Genomic DNA, 18,530 nt, shown 5'->3' on the forward strand with positions numbered 1-18,530 from the left:
TTCATACACCTCCTAAAATGCCAGCTTCTTTTAATAATTCAGACCAACTATTATTTATGTTTTTAGATGGAAGCGTAATAATTACCTTTTGCTTAGCTCGTGTTAAGGCTACATAAAGGAGGCGAGTTTCTTCTTTTCTTGCTTCATTATTTTCTTCAACATTTAATAAGTCGAAATAATTATTAGAGAAGTTTTCGATACGCCAACCAAAGCGTCTGTTTTTTCCTTCTTTTAGGGCAATCCCATCTTCAATAAAAAACTTTGGTTTGATTGCATTGTAAGGATTATTTGTAATAGGTAAAAATACAGTATGATATTCTAACCCTTTTGAACGGTGAACTGTTGAAATAACAACCTGAGCTGTATGAGATTGAATAGTGGGTTCATTTTCAGTGCGATTTGTCTTCATTTGAATATCTAACCAATTACTAATCATTGGAATTGTAGTAGCATTTGTTGCAAAATGTTGTTCTATAATTGTTAATAAATGTTGCATGTTTACTTTATAGCGTTGTACTAGTAAGGCTAATTGTTTTTCTTGTTCCTGTTTTTGTACCGTGAGTTGCTGTTTATAATAATCTTCAATACGGCTGTAGAAGTTTTGTTCATTCATTATCATTTGAATTATAGTTAGTGGCGAATAATCTCGTACTAACACTGCATATTTTGAAAAAGTAGTACCTACATGTTCATTTAAAAACTGCTTTAAACGATTTTTATTCCCTTGGGTTGCAATAAAGTTTTTATCGTTCAGTTTATAGCCAAAGTATGGTGTTTGTAAGGCTTCGAATACATACATGGGTTGATCAGGATACTGTAATGCAACTAATAATGTACGGAAATGTTTTACAGCGTCACATAAGTAAAATTGTCCGTCTAAATTTTGTATTGTGGATATGGAAAGAGCATCACACAAAATTTTCATTTTTCGTGCTTGATTATTTGTACGTACTAAAATGGCAAGCTTTTCTTCACCTTTTAGCTGTAGTACATGTTCTTGTAAAAGTGATCTATTAACTGTATCCATTTCGTGATAACTATACTCCTTTATATGCCACTCTTTTGTATACGATGGAATATTACTAGTTAGGCAATCTTCTTCAGAGTAGGTTAAATCTTGATTATATGATTGACCCCAATTAGAAAAAAGTTCATGCATCCGTTTAAGCAGGGTTTCTGCTGTACGATAATTATGATGTAATGTGTACGGTAGGAAAGGTTTTTTTGAACGTTCTGTTAATTCCTTAAACGCTCGATAATCTGCGCCCCTAAAACGGTATATTGCTTGTTTTATATCTCCAACAACGAAAATTTTATAGTTTAATATTTCTTGTAGTTTTGCAATGAACTCAATCTGCACATCATCACTATCTTGGAACTCGTCAATAAATAAGTATTTGCCAGGAGCTAGCTGCCTTAAAGCTTTATCGTTTCCAGTAAAGTTTTTTAGTTTACGAATTAAATCGCTCATTGTAATCGCTTGTTGAGCTTGTTTTTCTTTTTCCAGTGCAAGCTCACATTTACTAAACACTTCAAGAATCAAGTTGTGTAATAATGGATGATTTGCTTTTCCAAAATCCAGCTCATCAATTTCATTCATGGATAACCCCTTTTTCTCCATACCTTCCCATATATCAAGCAAAATCGTAACAAAATCATAGTAGCGAATCTTTGTATCTAAAAATTCAGAAATGGTGTTAGATAAAAAATAATCATCTAAAATTTCAAAGATAATTTTCTGCTTTTCATACTTAAAAGAACGTAACGATAGCTCTGTACCGTAGCCAAGTTCATGAGCCAATGCTTGTAGTATGCGTTTGGCAAAGGAGTGAATTGTACTAATTTCCATACTTGAAATATCCTCTGCGAAATTTAAAAACAAAGACTTATTTGTTAATTTAAAAAGAGTTAATAAGCGATTTTCTAAACGTTGCTTCATTTCGTTTGTTGAGTCATTTGTAAAGGTAATCATGGTAATATCATCTAGAGGTACTTGCTCCTTTAATAGAAGAAATAAAACCCGATCAACCATTACATGTGTTTTTCCAGTTCCTGCACCAGCGGATACCATTAAGTTACCGTCTCGAGGAGCATGAATAATGGCATATTGTCCTGAATTAAAATTTGGGAAGGCCGCTTCAAGCGATTTCAAGCGATCGTTTGAAATATCACCATCTAAGATAAATTCGTTCTTTTCAGAAAAGATGCTAGTTGGCTGTTCGTAAATTAAAAGTTGAAAGTTTTCTATAAATGGATAAAAGGCTTTTTTAAATTCAGAATTAAATGGTTGCTGAGTTAAGACATATAGCTTTAGACCTTGTGAAAGCTTTGTTTGAAGCATATCTGCATAGTCATTAGGCAATGTATTTAGTAAGTGCAATTCTGAAAAAAAGGCCTGTGTTGATGTTCCGCTAATTTTCCGTTCTGGTGAAATCATAAAGTAATCTAGAATATCCTTCCATTTTATGTCATCTAAAGGCTTAAGCTTTAGACGGTTTGCGAAGGTTTGGATTGTTTCATACAATATGTTCGCATTTAGGAGGTCGTCTTTTAAAAGAGGGCGCTTAATATACTCCTTCTGTAAATCATTACGTGCATCCCATTCCTCATAACTAATGTTAGGTAGTACAACAAAAGCATGTGTATTGAAAAGGTTGTGTAACATGCAACGCTGATTTAATATATTTCGTATATGGAACATTTGATTTTCTGCCTGTTTTTGTGGACTAACTGTAAAAAGACCTTGACTTCCTTCGCATCTCCATTCTGTCCCCAATATACCTTTTATTTGATCGATTTTATAGGATTTCACTTCAAAAATAAACATACCTAATTGCTGATGAAAAAACATAATATCAGATTCATATCTATACGCTTCATTAAGAGTATTTATTGGTAGTTGTTGAAAAGCAAAGGCATTATCTTTTTTAAATGCATCGTTTAATAATGATAATAAAAGTACTTCTTCTTCGTAACCAGCCCCGTTTGGTTTAACTGAGTAAAACAACGTATCACCATCAATCTGTAAAAATTTAAGTAAATTATAAAAAACTTAACTTATAATATTATTATATACTATAGTGGTAGTTTAGTGGTAACTACTTCCTAATTATTTACTTCTTCTGTAGTATAATCGTGAGATCAATGAAACCCCTTTTTAGAAGATTGAATCCGGAGACGTTGGTATATAAACGAATGTTCCTCTAACATTAACAGATATTGAGACAAACTATTATAAAACTATTAATGGAACGACTATTTTATGGTTACTTTTTAGATTATATGGTTATAAAAGATATCAAGGTATGGTCTCAAAATTTGTTTAAAATCTTATATATAAAAAATTGTTTAAATAAGTTAATATATATTAGGAAAATATAACTAAATGGTGGGGATTAAATGACATTTAACAAGATAAAGTATTCGCAACTTTTTCAAATAATAGAAAATCAATTTAATAATCTAGCTGATTGGAATAAAGTTAGAAATTTTGAAAGCTTGGCGGACCTTTCCGAAGATAGAGCTTTAGAAGCACTTAGAATGTTTAGTAATTTGAGTAATGAAGAATTAAATATAAATATTTGGAACCAAATAATTGATTACTTTGAAAATCGAGAGAAAAAACACAAGGTAGTTAAATTAGGTAAAGATACATTTAACGATGCTAAAATACCAGTTGATAAATATTCAGCGTGGCAACTTTATAAAAACGTTTTAATTAAACAAGATTGGTCGGAGGATTCGATTAAAAATATTGAAAAATCTTCATTTGAAATATTGAAAAATCTATCAATGGATACTGTAGAGTCAGGTCCAATTAAAGGGTTAGTTGTAGGTAATGTTCAGTCAGGAAAAACGGCAAATATGGCGGGATTGATGGCAATGGCAGCCGATAATGGCTTTAATTATTTCATTATTTTATCTGGTGTTATTGAAAATTTACGTCAACAGACAGCTAATCGTTTATATGGGGATATGAATACAGCTGGAAATGGTCATTTGCATTGGCATCAAGTAGATAATCCTTCTTTACGATCAAAGTTACCAGAACATAATATTAGTAATTTTAATTTGGACACAAGTGCAAAGGATAGATATTTTACTGTTTGTTTAAAAAATAGTACGCGTTTAAACTCATTAATAAAATGGCTGTATGATGATGTGAATAAAACAAAACAATTAAAAATCTTAGTTATTGATGATGAGGCCGATCAAGCAAGTGTTAATACAAAAAAGATAGAAGAAGAAGATAGAACAGAAATTAATAAATTAATCCTAAAGCTAGTAAATTCAGACAAGGTGAAAGGTATGAATTATATAGCTTATACAGCTACACCATATGCAAACATATTGAATGAAACGGGCGAGGATACGTTATACCCTAAAGACTTTATTGTTTTGTTAGAGCCTTCAGAAGATTATATTGGCCCAAAGCAAATTTTTGGTACAGAAGAGCCAGAAATGAGTCCTTATATAGACATTGTAAGGGATATTACTTCAGCAGATGCGGAAAATATTCGTGGAGCACAAAAAGTAAATCAAGATGTTCCTTTAGTAAACAGTCTGGTTGACTCTCTGCATTGGTTTATGTTAACAGTTGCAGCCATGAGAGCTATTGATTATCGTAAGCCAATTTCTATGTTAATACATACTAGTTTTAGAATATCGGACCATAGAAGTATCGCGCAAAAAATTGAAGAATACTTACGTGATTTCAAAATAAATTACAAAAAAATAATGCCTCAATTAAAAGTAATGTATGAGAATGAGTCTTTGGATTTTAAACGTTCGTATTTCTTAGAAGGAATGAAAGAATATTCTACTAAAGAAGAAGTACCAGATTACCCTGAATGGGAAGAAGTATCACGTTATATTGAAAGAATGATTCGTTTAGATATGGATGAATTTATTAGTCATATACCAATAGGTGAAGAAGGACAACCGAAATATCATAAAGGGTTCCATTTAGTTATTGATAACAGTAAAGCTAAGGCTGAAAACCAAATTGTGAGGCTTGTTTATCCTAAAGTTAAAGCCCTGAATCCAGCCCCTGCATTTATCGTTATAGGTGGGAATACACTTTCGCGTGGCCTAACTTTAGAAGGATTAACTACAACGTATTTCTTACGGACAACAAATCAAGCAGATACATTAATGCAGATGGCGCGATGGTTTGGATATAGAAAGGGATATGAAATTTTCCCTCGTATTTGGCTGGATAGCGAGGCTTTAGAACGTTATCAATTTTTGTCACAAATGAATGAAGAATTGCGAGAGGAAATTGCATTATATGCCCAGAACGGCCTCACTCCGACAACTTATGCACCAAGAGTCAAGAATTCTATAAATCATAAATTAATCAGAATAACCTCAAGTAATAAAATGCAGTCAGCTGAACCAAGCGAGTATGATTTTGCTGGTTTTAATTCACAAACTGTGTATTTTGAAAACAATGAAGATGTATTAGGACATAATTTGGAACATACGAAAAAATTCCTGAATGGTTTAAAATCACCAAAAATCAAGAATAGCAATATGATATGGAGAAATATACCGGTTGAAGATATAAAGTTTTTCTTAGAAGGCTATTATGTGTGCGAAAATGATGTGAAAATGTCAAATTTACCAGCTTTAATTGAATGGGCTGAGAAAAATTCCGGAGAACTATCTAATTGGAATATTACTTTATCTAGCATAGGGAAAGTTGAAGATACACAAGGGATGTGTAGTGACTGGAATATACATGGATACAGCCCTAAGTCGATAGTCCGAACAAAATTAGAAAAACGTAGTACAGAAAAGATAGCTAATATAGGTGCTTTACGTACACCATCTGATTTATTAGCTGATATTGATGAAGAGTTAACTTCGGAAGAAAGAAATACATCTAAAATTTTGGAGATTCGTTCAATACGTGAGAAATATGGCTACGGAAAAGTACCTCTAATCACCATTTATAGAATTGATAAGGGCCAAATTGATAAGGCAAGTAACAATAAAAATAAGAAAGTTAGCGCGAACCGAGAGCCGCTAAACTTCTCTAAAGATGTTATTGGTATAAATGTAATGATTCCAGGAGTATCTAAAGGAAGTCAATTAGCTACTTATATATCTGCAAAATTAAATTTAAAAGAAATTAATGATGAGAACTATTATGAGGAGTTAGATGATTATGAGGATTAAACATGCAATAAACGACGTACAGAGTATGTCACATGATGGAGGGAAAATCCTAAAATCATTACAAAACAACTACTTACCTTTAATTGATATTGTAGTACGAGAATCAATTCAAAATAGCTTAGACGCCTCAATTGAAGGCGAACATAGTACCTATGTAGATTTTAAAATTGATAAATTTGAATCGGAAAAGTTGGCACCAATATTCGAAGATGTGGACAAAATTTTAATTGAAAGATTCCCTGGGTATCAAGATTTCCTTGCTATAAGTGATAAAAAAACATATGGTTTGATAGGCGATTATACATCTGAAGACATTAAAATTCTAGATAAAAGTAATTTTCATAAACTAGTATTTGGTATCGGTAAAAATCAAAGCAAAGATGGAGCTGGAGGGAGTTGGGGTTACGGTAAAACTAGCTATTTTAGATTAGGTGTTGGAGTCGTTCTTTATTACACTCGCATACAAGAAGGTGATGGATATGAAGAACGATTAATTGCGTCAATTATTGAAGATCCATCTAAAAAAGACCGATTACTATCTAATAATGAGCGTGGTATTGCTTGGTGGGGTGAATTCGCATTAAATAGTGATCGAATTTATCCGATTACAAACCAAGGTGAAATCGCAGATATACTTTCAATATTCGGTATTAAAAGTTACTCAGGTACGGAGACTGGTACAACTATTATTATTCCATATTTAAATGAATTTAATAAAGAAATGATAGAAGAAGATGTTTTAAAGTTCCCATGGGAGAACAATTATGAAGATGCTATTACTATGGCAATTCAGCGATGGTACTTCCCGAGGATATGGAATGAACAATATCGTGAAACACTCGAAAATTCTTTTTTGGAATGTACAGTTAATAATAATGTTATACATCCAGCTATTGAGTTCGAACCTATTTTTAAAATTTATCAAGAGTTATACACCTCGGCTTTATTAGGAAAGCCTGTAAAACCAAATATTCAAGTACTAGCGATAAACCTAGGACGTAATGCATTGAAAGATTCTAAAGAAGAAGTAGGGTATGTGGCTTTTCGTGAAGTAAGCAACATTGAACTAAAAATGACGCCTCCTGATAATAAACCATCTGGATTGGCTTATTTAGGTGTGAAGGATAGAAGTTTATTCGAAAATAATATGCCAAAAGTTATCGCCTATAGCCGAAAGCCAGGAATGGTTGTTGAATATAGTATTAATGGATTATGGGCAAATGGAAATATCGCTTTAAAAGAAGACCATATTTTACTTGGCTTCTTTGTGCCAAACTCTAAGGCTTTATTAACAGATAGCTTTCAAGAAGCCGGCTATACAACTTTGGAATCTTATTTAAGATCAATTGAAAACTCTGACCATGCAAACTGGGAAGATGCTGTAGATATTACAGTTGTAAAGCGTATAAGAGAGCGTACAAATATAAGTATTACAAATACTTATCAAGGCGATAAAGATACAGAAAATTCATCAGCTACATCAAGTCTATCTCGTAAATTTGGGGCAATGCTATTACCACCAAAAAACTTTGGTAAAACATCTTCTCGAGAAAAAGAAAAGAAAGAAACAGATAGAAAAGCTGGCACTAAATCTAGAGGTTCTGATATTTCTGTTATTAGTTCTATCCCTCTAAATGGAACAAAAGTAGAGGTAGTATTTAAAGCATTTATAAAAAGAAAAACAAAAAATATTATATTAGTACAAGTTCTAACTCAAGATCAGCGTATGGATTCAAGTGCATGGAATAAAGTTATGGATAATACTATTCCTTACCCATTTTGGATTTCTGAGGTTAATATTCAAAGAATCGATGATGAAAATATAAATCAGTCATATAGATATTATCAAAATGAAGATTTTATATTTAACTTAGATAGTAATCAATCGAGTGTATTTGAAATTATTTCAGATTCAGAAGCCGATAGTGTAATTGAAGGTACAATGACTTTAAATATGCATTCTAATCAATATATACCAAATATTGCTATCCGTACGTTCTAGGGAAGGAGTTATATGAGAATGTTACAATCTACTAATCAAATATCGTTATATCGAAAAATAGATTCAAAAATGATTGAAGAAGCAGGATTAGAAATAGGTATACCTCAATATTTTTACAGTACTGCTGAAGGATTAAAAGAAATAGAGGTCGGTGAAGAGTTTGAGAACGTTTTAACAATAAATGAATTTGATACAGAATGGTCCCCAAACGAAAATGATTTAATAGTTAAGCAAAAATTTACTTTTTACAATCCTTCAATCTTATTTGGGGATGAAGGAGTAACATCAATCGATAATAAAATAGGAATAGCTGTCCATATTCATTCTAAAACTTCTAGTAATCAAAAGAAAATTAATTTTGGTACCATTATAAACACTCAAAAGAAAATAATTGTTCATTTTGAACATTACTTTCCAAAAGATAGTCTTCGTGGAAATATAGAAATGGATTTCTTTTTGTATCTACAAGATAACCTAGAGACTAGACCTTACCATGCTAATCAAATTGGGATGAGATTAAGTGAAGAAGATTTATATAGTCTAACCATTGTTGTGGATGGAGAAGGGTCATCATTCCCTATCACTGAGTTTAATGATAAGAATGGACCTCTGTGGATTCTTGAAAAAAATTGGGTAGACGCTTCTGAAGATATATTTGATAGTTCGAATGTCTATTTAAGCTTAAATATTGCCCACCCACTTTTTGAACAAATAAAAGGTGGGAAAACAAAAGCAAGTAGAGCTTTAATGGGTGATATTATGGTTCAAGCAATGTCAATGCTAATCCAACAAGTATTAATTATAGAAGAGAACACTTTAGATATAGTGGATGAGTTTACTTCGAATAGTATATTGGCTGTTGTAAAGTACTGGGTAACTACCTTTGAAGTTGATACGACTTCACTATTTACGATAATGAATTCACTGAGAACGAAGCTTGATCAGGAAATGCTAGGTGGGGAGTAATATGATTAATTGGGAAAACTTAAATTGTGATATAAATAAAGCAAGTAAAGATTTCGAAAAACTTAAAGTTAAATCCACTTCTATAGAGCCAATAAACCCAAGAAATGAATTTATCGAACTTCGCCAAAAGTTAATTAAAGCTCGGGACAATATATTTGAAGCGTACAATTTGGACAAAGTAAATAAATTAGACTACCCGTTTGATTTATTATTTGGCTTAGAAGTGTATCAAATTTTAAACGAGGATATAGGTTTTGCAAACCGAGTAGCTACTAATGACGATGTTTGGCGTTACCTTTCCATTTATGTGATACCAGATATAGTACATTCTCGTTGGTCCTTAAATGCAGATCATTTTTATAAAATATCTAGAAGAATTTGGTTAAAAACGATTTGGTGGTACATTCATTTATCTTGGAGAGGAAATAAAAAAGATACCTATGAGATCTTAAAGAATAATTCTACCGATACGATATTGCAGTTAGTTGAACGACCAGGAATAGGTTACTATGTAGAAATGTATCGAGAGTTAATGTTGCAATATTCTACTTTTGAGGATAAGTCACGCGATCTATTCCGAAGAGTTCTTAAATTAAATACCGCACGTCTTTTAACCATTTCTCCAGAATTAGTTGAGGGTGGATTACAGGGGTATGTTTCAGACTTGTTTGAAACTGTTCAAAATAGGGATTGATTTCAATGGATACATATTTTGTGAATCTTTATGAAAATATCTTTGGAAAAATAGCTAATAATTACACTCATTTGCGAATAATCAGCGGTTATGCTTCTGCTAGTTTTCTATCGCGTGTGATAAATGATTTTCCACATTTAAAAATTGAACTATTCTTAGGAATGACATTACATGGTGTATCTAAAAATAATCATTTAGAATTCCAATCTTTAATAAAAAGATATGAGAATATTAATGTTTTCTATCAAATAAAGGGTAAGCCAAATCATATGAAAATCCTTGAATTTAGTACAAAAACAAGTAATAAGATTTTTATAGGATCTGCCAATTTTTCAGAAAATGGATTTTTTAATCATAAAGAAGTATTGACGGAAATTGATTTCCTTCCAGAATCATTATTTATAGACCAAGTAAATGATTCATTAATATGTAACGATAAAAGCATAAACGATTTTATTAAATTTTATGACGAAGATACAAATGATCTAAGTCTTGTTAATGGTAAAATAGATTCTGCAGCAAGTCTAGTTGAAGTAGATGAGTGTGAAGTTTCTAATGAATTGGAAAACGAAAATGTGCTTCAGCAAAATGCAACTACAATTTCAAGCAAAATAAAAGGAAATGTAGGTAAAAGAAAATCTATTAAAAGTTGGAGTTTATTACGAGGTAGAATAGATTATGAATATTACCTTTCATTTGAAGTGACTGTGATATTGCACCGGAATAACAATCCAAGATGGGCAAATAAAGGTATTAATGCTTGGGTGGATGGAAGAAACCCAGTACTAGTGCAAACTCCTAAATTACTGTTTGCTAAAGTATTTCCTTGCGATGAAAAATTTAGTATCTATACCGATGATAATAAATTATTTAATGCAAAATTAACTGGTAAATTTAATGGGGAATTAGAAGTTTTGAATTTTAATTTATATGATTATATTCGAGAGCGCATTGGTTTAGTAGAAAAAAGGCCAATTAGTTATGATGATTTAGTTTCTAATGGGTATGCAACAATGTATTTTACAAGAATAAATCATAATGAATATAAAATGAGCTTTAATAAGGACTACTAGTTAAAAAATTTTAAGAGATCGGAGGGAATTCAATGTTAAGGATAATAGAAACATTTAGCGGCATTGGAAGCCAAGTACAAGCTCTTAAAAATATTAATATAGAACACAGAGTAGTCGCTACAGTAGAGTGGGAGATAGGAGCAATGTATGCATACGATATAATGCATAATGGTCCTCAATACTTGAAAGAGTATAGACATCATACTAAAGAATCTTTAGTTAATATATTAGACAATTATACCTTATCAAGCGATGGTAAAGTACCATTAAGTTACAGAGCATTAACTAAATTATCTTTAGTGCAACTTAAGGCTATTCTATCCTCAATTGAAAGAAATAACAATTTAGTTGATATAAAAAGTGTTAAAGCAATTGAATTACCTGATACAGATGTATTAACTTACTCATTTCCCTGTCAAGATCTATCGGTAAGTGGATATTGGCATAACAATCATTCAGGCATAGATAGAGACGCCAATAATCGCTCTACGCTGCTTTGGGAGATTGAAAGAATTTTAAAAGAGTTTGTAGAAATTGGGAAAGCATTACCAAAGTTTTTACTTATGGAGAACGTAAGTAACATTCTTTCTAGCAAGCATATTAAAAACTTCAATGAATGGCAAAACTTTTTAGAGAATCTGGGCTACATTAATAAAATTTATACACTAGATGCGAGAAATTTCGGAATTCCACAATCTAGAATTAGAACATATCTAGTTAGCGTACTTGCCGAAAACTCAGAACAAGCAAATGAAATAAATAATTATTTTCTTTTAAATAATTTAGAGAATATTTATTTAGATAAAGAACAGATAGCTCCTATTGAAAGGTTTTTACGATTAGATTATTCTAAAAAACTTTATTATATGGAAGCAATTGAGAGTACACCAGCTTTTACGGAGTCACGTAAAAAAATCTATGAAAATAATGTGATTTTAGCAACAGATAATATTGCTCATAATAAAGAGCATGCGCGTACTATTACAACGAAACAAGATCGTCATCCTAATTCAGGTATTATTGAATTTAGAAATCAAGAACTTACAAGTATAAATAAAAAATATAGGAACCTTACTCCACGAGAATGTTTCTTATTAATGGGTTTTAAAGAGGAACAATACGAATTATTAATGGAAAACAACATACAAATTGGCCAAGATCGTAAAATATTGTCACAAACAAAATTAATCCAATTAGCAGGCAATAGTATAGTTGTACAAGTTTTAGAAAGTATATTTAACCAAATTAATGAAATTAACGAAAAAATTTTGACTGTAAAAGGGCAAGAAAATTTAGTAGAAAAGCGAGTTATCGTTGCTGTTTAAATGTAAGAATAGAGCAGTAGAACGGACCAATTATTATTTAAATTTTATAAAGTCTTTGACATTTTCCGAAATACATTTAAGTATGTCCAAAATTATTTTTATCTGGTTACCGTCGTATTATATCTCCGTCCATCTAAATGAACTAGGAGTTTATAGAAAATAATAAATATAATTGCTACTCGTTCTAAAATCAAGTAGTATTGGTAAGGATTAAAAAAGAAAGTGCCAAGTGCCAAATGATTTATTTAATAAAATAACTTAGTATATAAAAAAGCGGTTATATCTATTAAATTTAAAATAGATATAACCGTTTTTTAATAAGGAATTGTTTTAATTGATAGTTAAATTAATTTTCAATGATTATTTCACAACCTAAGGATTCTAGATAATTCATATTTGATTCTCTACCAACTGAATAGCAATAGTTAGAGACTGCAACAATTAGTGAACTACCTCCTTCATCGTAGACTATATCATCTGTACCCAAAGTCTTGATAATAATTAAGTCTGAATCTATTAAGTATTCCTTCGAATTTTCATTCCAAGAACATATTAATCCACCATACACATCAATATTAAGATCAGGAACTCTTACAAATACTGTTTCTATTAGTATTTGCATATTTTCATTTTCTTGTAGGATATCAGTACCCCTATCTTCGATATCCCAAAGATGGTCTTCGCAGTTAGCTAAAGTTAAATTTGTAGCAAAGTTAAGTAAGTACAGACCTTCATGAATTTTTGTTAATTGTACTGAATCTCTACCGTATCTTATTAAATCCCTAGTTTCTATAAAGGTGCCTGAGGCTACACCAATTCTTTGCCTAATATAAGCGCCCAAAATACTATTGTTATCGCATGTTTCTATAGCTTTTCTTTCTTCTTGTGCGACTTTACAAACAAACATTTCACCATCGTCTGTTAAAACAAGCATTTTTTCACGTCTTTGAGGAAGAAAATGGGGACGTTCGCGATGTACTTGTTTAGAGATTGGGAGATATGCTTCGTTCCCAGTACGTGTAGGTTGTCTCAAACCATTTCGACCATTGTGTCCCCAATTGATTCCTGATTTAGGCGGTGTCTCACCTCCCCTAATTGTTAGGGGAATATTTATGGATTCGTAATTGCTCTCTAACTCTCCTTCTTTAGTTAAAGAAAAAATATCCAATTGTTCATCTTCATATAAAACAATTAATTCACTTTCTTTGTTGTGGTGAATTATTATTTCCTCAGAAATATTTGCACTTGTGCAATCTATAATATTTAAATTATCAAATATCTGTTCTACATCCCCATCGTGTTCTACTAATATTTCATTTCTATGGCAGAATCCGTTCAATGTAAAAGTCGCAGAACCTACAAATACTTTTTTTTGATCTAATCCTAAATTAAGTGGACTTTCCCAATAGTAAACATTGCTATGCTGACCTGGTTTAGTAATTTGGTAGTATACTTCTAGACGATTAACATATCTTTTTACTAAGTGTTGGAATGCTAGATGTGTAAATTCAGAAATACCATCTTGAGAGACCATTCCGACATAGATTTTTAAGTTTAAATCATAGAATTCATCTAACATTTTTGTAACAAGAATAGGACTAACATTACTAGATAAAATTTTTAGGTTTCTATATCCGGAATTATATATATCCCTTACAATATATTGTTCAAAATTATGAGTTATAAGCATGAGAACGCCACCTCCAAATCTAACTTTACGTGAAAAATGAATAAAATTCAAAAAAAGTAATTTTTTAATAGTATTTCCTTGAGTATGAAATATATTTTTTCAATTTGTTAAGTTAAACTTAGGTTCAATTAGAAAGTATTTCAATATTAAAACCTGAGTTTCACAATAAAATTGGTTTTCACTGAGTTAAATTTGCGTTTGTGTATAGATACCTTGGTGAATGATTCCATTATATACTAGATATTGTTAAAAGATAGTTGTTGATTGTCGGCATTAATCTCATTTTTTGCCACCTTTTTGGCTTTCTCTTTTTGAAGATATTCAAATTGAAATTTTTTTGTTGGTTCCACAAATTCATAAGGGATTTTTGCAAATGATTTTAAAATCGCTTCAAAAATAATTTGAGCACCTGCAGGTGGAACAGCCATACCAATTTGCTTGCGTGCAGCTTCTTTGCTTCCTGTAAAAATGAAATCATCCGGGAATGTTTGTAAGCGTGCGCGTTCGCGGTTTGTTAAAGCACGTGTTTGTTCCCAGTGATACATATGTGTACCACCTCCTCCACTACCTGTTACGGTATAAGCTGGACGTGTTGGATCGAGACGTTTATAGATTGAGCTTAAACGAGCACCTTTAACATTTAATTGTAATTCTTCAGGTATACCAATATACCAAGCATTTTCCCCTGCTGGAATATAGCTTAACATTTCTTGAACCCTCGCTGTATGGCGTGGCATATCATGGTTTGGTGCATTTTCAGGGATTGGTGGATGTTCTATCGCTTCTTTACATGTTTTATAATCAGCTGAGTTTGGTGTTGTTGGTGCAGGAACTTTAAATTCAATTCCTTTATCAGCAAGATCTTTACGAATGCCTACAATAATTATACGGTGTCTGGCTTGTGGGACGCCGTATTCTTCAAATTTATATAAGTGTGGTGTTACTACGTATTCCACATCACCTGGTGCTTCTAATTCTTTCAAAATCTTAATAAAGGCACGACCTTCATTGGCACTTTGTAATCCTCCGACATTTTCAGCAATAAAGAATTTTGGTTTATGGGTATTTAAAACTTTTACACCGTAGCTATAAAGAGGTCCGAATGAACCTCCTAGTCCCTTTTTTTCACCTACTAGACTGTAGTCATTGCAGGGAAAACCAAATGCAAAGCACTGAATTTCTGGTAACTCACTTATATTTAACTTTTCTACTGGTCCACAAATAACACTAGGATCGTTTTCATTACCACAGATATTGAGTGCAAATGTTCGGCAAGCATTTTGATCATAGTCATTTGACCAGGTGTGTTCAATACGGAATTCTTCTTGTGTTTCTGGATGGATAACGACTGTGTTCTTAGCTGCTAAACTAAGGCCACCTGGGCCGTTAAATAATTCGCCTTTTTTAAAAATCAATTTTTTTCATCTCCTACGTTTAAGAACTAGTGTTTAAGAACACAAGTTCTTGCATATGTATATGCTAGTATCTATTTTACTACTTTTTTGAGGGAAATGCTGCTTATACGATTAAATAAATTTAAAAACGTTTGATACGAGATCTCTATAGTAACTCTAAGTGTAGATGGAATATGATTGTACAAATAAGTATCGGAATGTTGTTGTAATTATATAAAAAAATAATCATATTTTATGGTTCGAATGGTAGAAGTTGTGATTTATAATGGTTGAAATAGTTTTAGAGAGGAAGTAATTAAGATGTCATGGAACTTTTACGAAAATCGTTACGGCAAATCAGAGTTTGATAAGAAGAGTAACAATCATAGTGGTTATTATCGCTATAATATTAAGATATTTAACCCAGACTTAAAAAAGAAATTACAACCAGAAGGTAGATTACACAATTTTCATTTTTATAATTTGTTACCATTTGAAGAAGTAGAAGCGTTATTTGATGTGTATTGGGTCCAAGAGAGTAACTCAATAAGCGATTTAAATGGTAAAATTCATGTTTGTGGATTGCAAAAGTACGAAGAGTTACTATTTAAATTATATAAGCTCTTAATGAAAAAACTAACGATTGAGTGGGGATATATAGTAGGGGAAGACTATGAGATTGACGAACTTGGATACATTCGAATAGAGTTTATGAGCCATTTTTATAAGAATTACTGGCTAATTAAAGATTAGTTTAATCCAAATGAAACTACTATAGAAGATAATAAATTTCGATAAGGAAATAAGAAGTATCGATAAATCAAATCAAAAGCTTTCCCACATCAAGTTATGTTTTTGCATTTATTTCATTGTGTTCTAAATATAAAGTGTCAAACGTTGTATGGCAAAATTATCGAATGTAAAAAACGAAAGAAAATATTTACTTTCTATATCTCCGTAAGCAAATTTTTTATTTTGGGTCAAAATTTGGGTCAGACATTTTATGAAATGCCGCAAAACTATTGAAAACATTGGTATTTCAGCACTTTTCAAACTTTCCGTTTGAAGACCCGCCGTCTCCATACATAAAGCTGAGTAATATTGTAGCGGTAAATAATGATAAAGGTATCATAATATAAAAATGGGTGGATACAGACAATACATTTGGCAATGAATGATTTACTAAGCTTTTACTGAATTTAAGATTAAGCAATACACCAATATAGGAAAAAGGTTTACATCAGCAAAATAAGGTATACTATACTTGTTGAATAGATTTCTTTAAAGGCAGGAAAAGTAGGTGAACCAAAGTGGGGAAATATCAATTGGATACTAAAGGTAAGGTGGCTGTTGCAAAGTATCATGAAAAAAACAAGCCGGCCAAATTTGATAAAAAGCAGCAACTTGAGAAAATACGTGCGGAGTATTTGAAAAAGAAGCAAGAACAAACAGATCAATAATTTGAATGAAAACATAGGAAGACTAAAATTTCCCTATGTTTTTCTTTTCAAATTGATAATAAAGACATTGAGACGACAAAGACATATAAATGGGAGTCACCATCTACAATTGAGGACAAAAAATTACATGATTTGAATGCATTTTTCTGTTTTGATAATAATCTTAAAACTACATCTTAGCCCCAACGACGATTGAGTGGGAGTAGTCATAAAGCGAGATCGAGATAACCACCCGTCTATCTCTTTAAACTGATATCCATCGTTTTTGGTTAAATGTGAAAGAATTCATGTGAATATATGCATATCAAACTCTTCAAAGGCTCTATTTTGGGTATTATTTTTATAATTGTTTTTACATCTGAATGTCTCAGTCTCTTAGTATTTTTTTTTATTTGCATCTGCTTTCAATAATAGAGACTAATGTCTTTAGAGGTAACTAAGGTTTTTCTAATAAAAAATTATCTTTATTTGTAGCATTCCTAAAATCAGAGCGCAATTAAGTAGGTTACACATAAATGAATTAAATAGTTAATTCATTTATGTTAGCTTCGTTATTTCATTAGGCTGTTTGGGTATATGAGTTCGGTATTGCACCGGACTCGTTTTTAATTTTGCCTTGATCCGTTTCATATTATAGTAGTTTATATATTGTTCTAAATCTATTTTAAAATGCTCTATACTTTCAAATTCCCTCATGTAAAGGAATTCGGATTTCATAATGTCAAGGAAATTCACCATGACAGAGTTGTCGTAACAATTTCTTTTACGAGACATACTTTGAGCAACCCCTCTTGATTCTAAGGCGCGACGATATTTATTCATTTAATAATGCCAGTCTTGAACGGTATACATGAGTAACTGGTGGTACTCAGGTAAACGTTCTAGTAGCTTTGTCCAACATGCTTGAAACACGTGAATAGGTTGGTCTAGAGTAAACTCTATTTGTAATTTGTATACGGCTGATTAAAAGCCCAACTCCATTGTATTTCATATTGCTTAATCCTTTTTAGGATTGCTTTATTATCAGTCACCATAGATTTAGCTATATCATAGGAGCTTTCCGTTCTATTTCACTTAAGTAGCGCTCAAAAGCCTGTAATTTATCTTCGGCAGTATATTTGACCGTAAAAAAACTGTACCTCCCATTGTTAGTTGTGTCCAATAATTGGAGAGCAGTTCAATACAAGAGCTTTTTTATTTGCTTAATTCTATCCAATTACATTTTGAAAACTTCAAAATATTTAAAGTATCGTTTTGTATAAAGAGGTGAGTACAGTATTTTGATATATTATGTACATTTAAAAACGCTAAATTATATTCATTATGAAAATTATTAAATGTATAAGGTGGTGGTTTAAATGAAGAATAGAATCCCCAAACCTATTATCAACACAGTCTTATTGTTACTTTTTCTTGTTGCTTTATGGTTCTTAGGTAATGTTAGCCAACTATTTGCTAGTAAAGAAAATACCGAAAGTGAAATTGGTTATATAGTAATGCATGAAGGAATAGTCTATTTTATTCAAGGAAAGGACGTTCAACAATCAGATATAGAGAGTTTCTCTAGCGAAAATCTCCTGTTCTCAAATAAATTTGAATCAGTTTCAATTTTAATTAATGAATCAAAACTTTCTATGAAAGGAATTAAAAGTGGAGATGAAGTGAGGATTTGGTATTCTGAAATTTTGGAGTCAAATCCAGCAAAAATCAAAGTTATTCGTATAGAAAAACTGTGACCAACAT

The 18,530-nt window shown here is 31.5% G+C and carries 12 protein-coding genes and 1 pseudogene; 9 read left to right on the forward strand and 4 right to left on the reverse strand.

What is annotated here, in order from left to right; translation table 11 throughout:
- Position 1: 1 nt before the first annotated feature.
- The gene (locus tag AAJG31_RS18050; protein WP_279496010.1) at positions 2-3,007 is read right to left on the reverse strand and encodes a UvrD-helicase domain-containing protein; all 3,006 of its coding nucleotides are present in this window, start codon (positions 3,005-3,007) and stop codon (positions 2-4) included.
- A 392-nt stretch (positions 3,008-3,399) separates the two neighbouring features.
- Between AAJG31_RS18050 and AAJG31_RS18055 the strand changes: the two genes are divergently transcribed.
- From AAJG31_RS18055 to dcm, 6 genes are read left to right on the forward strand one after another with little or no spacing between them, the layout of a single operon-like run.
- On the forward strand, positions 3,400-6,183 hold the full coding sequence (locus AAJG31_RS18055; protein WP_279496008.1) for a Z1 domain-containing protein: 2,784 nt from the start codon (positions 3,400-3,402) through the stop codon (positions 6,181-6,183).
- On the forward strand, positions 6,173-8,185 hold the full coding sequence (locus tag AAJG31_RS18060; protein WP_279496006.1) for a hypothetical protein: 2,013 nt from the start codon (positions 6,173-6,175) through the stop codon (positions 8,183-8,185). Before AAJG31_RS18055 ends, AAJG31_RS18060 begins: the two co-directional genes overlap by 11 nt.
- Before the next feature lie 18 nt (positions 8,186-8,203).
- Positions 8,204-9,151 carry a hypothetical protein gene (locus tag AAJG31_RS18065; RefSeq protein ID WP_279496004.1) on the forward strand — a complete coding sequence of 316 codons (948 nt, stop codon included), beginning with the start codon at positions 8,204-8,206 and terminating at the stop codon, positions 9,149-9,151.
- A gap of 1 nt (position 9,152) precedes the next feature.
- Positions 9,153-9,845, forward strand: a complete 693-nt coding sequence (locus AAJG31_RS18070; protein WP_279496002.1) for a hypothetical protein — start codon at positions 9,153-9,155, stop codon at positions 9,843-9,845.
- A gap of 5 nt (positions 9,846-9,850) precedes the next feature.
- On the forward strand, positions 9,851-10,918 hold the full coding sequence (locus AAJG31_RS18075) for a phospholipase D family protein (RefSeq protein ID WP_279496000.1): 1,068 nt from the start codon (positions 9,851-9,853) through the stop codon (positions 10,916-10,918).
- A 32-nt stretch (positions 10,919-10,950) separates the two neighbouring features.
- Complete coding sequence (dcm, locus tag AAJG31_RS18080) at positions 10,951-12,243, forward strand: DNA (cytosine-5-)-methyltransferase (RefSeq protein WP_279495998.1); 1,293 nt, start codon at positions 10,951-10,953, stop codon at positions 12,241-12,243.
- 346 nt (positions 12,244-12,589) lie between these two features.
- Here the strand turns inward: dcm and AAJG31_RS18085 are convergent, their stop codons facing one another.
- Together AAJG31_RS18085 and AAJG31_RS18090 are read right to left on the reverse strand one after the other, a co-directional pair.
- Positions 12,590-13,933 (reverse strand): restriction endonuclease PLD domain-containing protein, encoded by a 1,344-nt coding sequence (locus AAJG31_RS18085; protein ID WP_279495996.1) that lies wholly within the window; start codon positions 13,931-13,933, stop codon positions 12,590-12,592.
- Between the two features lie 236 nt (positions 13,934-14,169).
- Complete coding sequence (locus AAJG31_RS18090) at positions 14,170-15,348, reverse strand: DNA cytosine methyltransferase (RefSeq protein ID WP_279495994.1); 1,179 nt, start codon at positions 15,346-15,348, stop codon at positions 14,170-14,172.
- 300 nt (positions 15,349-15,648) lie between these two features.
- On the opposite strand from AAJG31_RS18090, the gene AAJG31_RS18095 reads away from it, so the two are divergent.
- The gene (locus AAJG31_RS18095) at positions 15,649-16,080 is read left to right on the forward strand and encodes a hypothetical protein (protein ID WP_279495992.1); all 432 of its coding nucleotides are present in this window, start codon (positions 15,649-15,651) and stop codon (positions 16,078-16,080) included.
- Between the two features lie 557 nt (positions 16,081-16,637).
- Positions 16,638-16,787, forward strand: coding sequence for a hypothetical protein (locus AAJG31_RS18100; RefSeq protein ID WP_004228154.1), 150 nt, complete (start codon positions 16,638-16,640; stop codon positions 16,785-16,787).
- Between the two features lie 537 nt (positions 16,788-17,324).
- On the opposite strand, the pseudogene AAJG31_RS18105 reads toward AAJG31_RS18100, so the two are convergent.
- Positions 17,325-17,736 (reverse strand): annotated as a pseudogene (locus AAJG31_RS18105) (IS3 family transposase); the annotation flags it as partial.
- A 409-nt stretch (positions 17,737-18,145) separates the two neighbouring features.
- Between AAJG31_RS18105 and AAJG31_RS18110 the strand changes: the two are divergent.
- Positions 18,146-18,523, forward strand: a complete 378-nt coding sequence (locus tag AAJG31_RS18110; protein WP_004228160.1) for a DUF3221 domain-containing protein — start codon at positions 18,146-18,148, stop codon at positions 18,521-18,523.
- The last annotated feature ends 7 nt before the right edge of the window (positions 18,524-18,530 follow it).

It is taken from the genome of Lysinibacillus sp. BS3, assembly GCF_039614735.1.
Taxonomy (GTDB): domain Bacteria; phylum Bacillota; class Bacilli; order Bacillales_A; family Planococcaceae; genus Lysinibacillus; species Lysinibacillus capsici.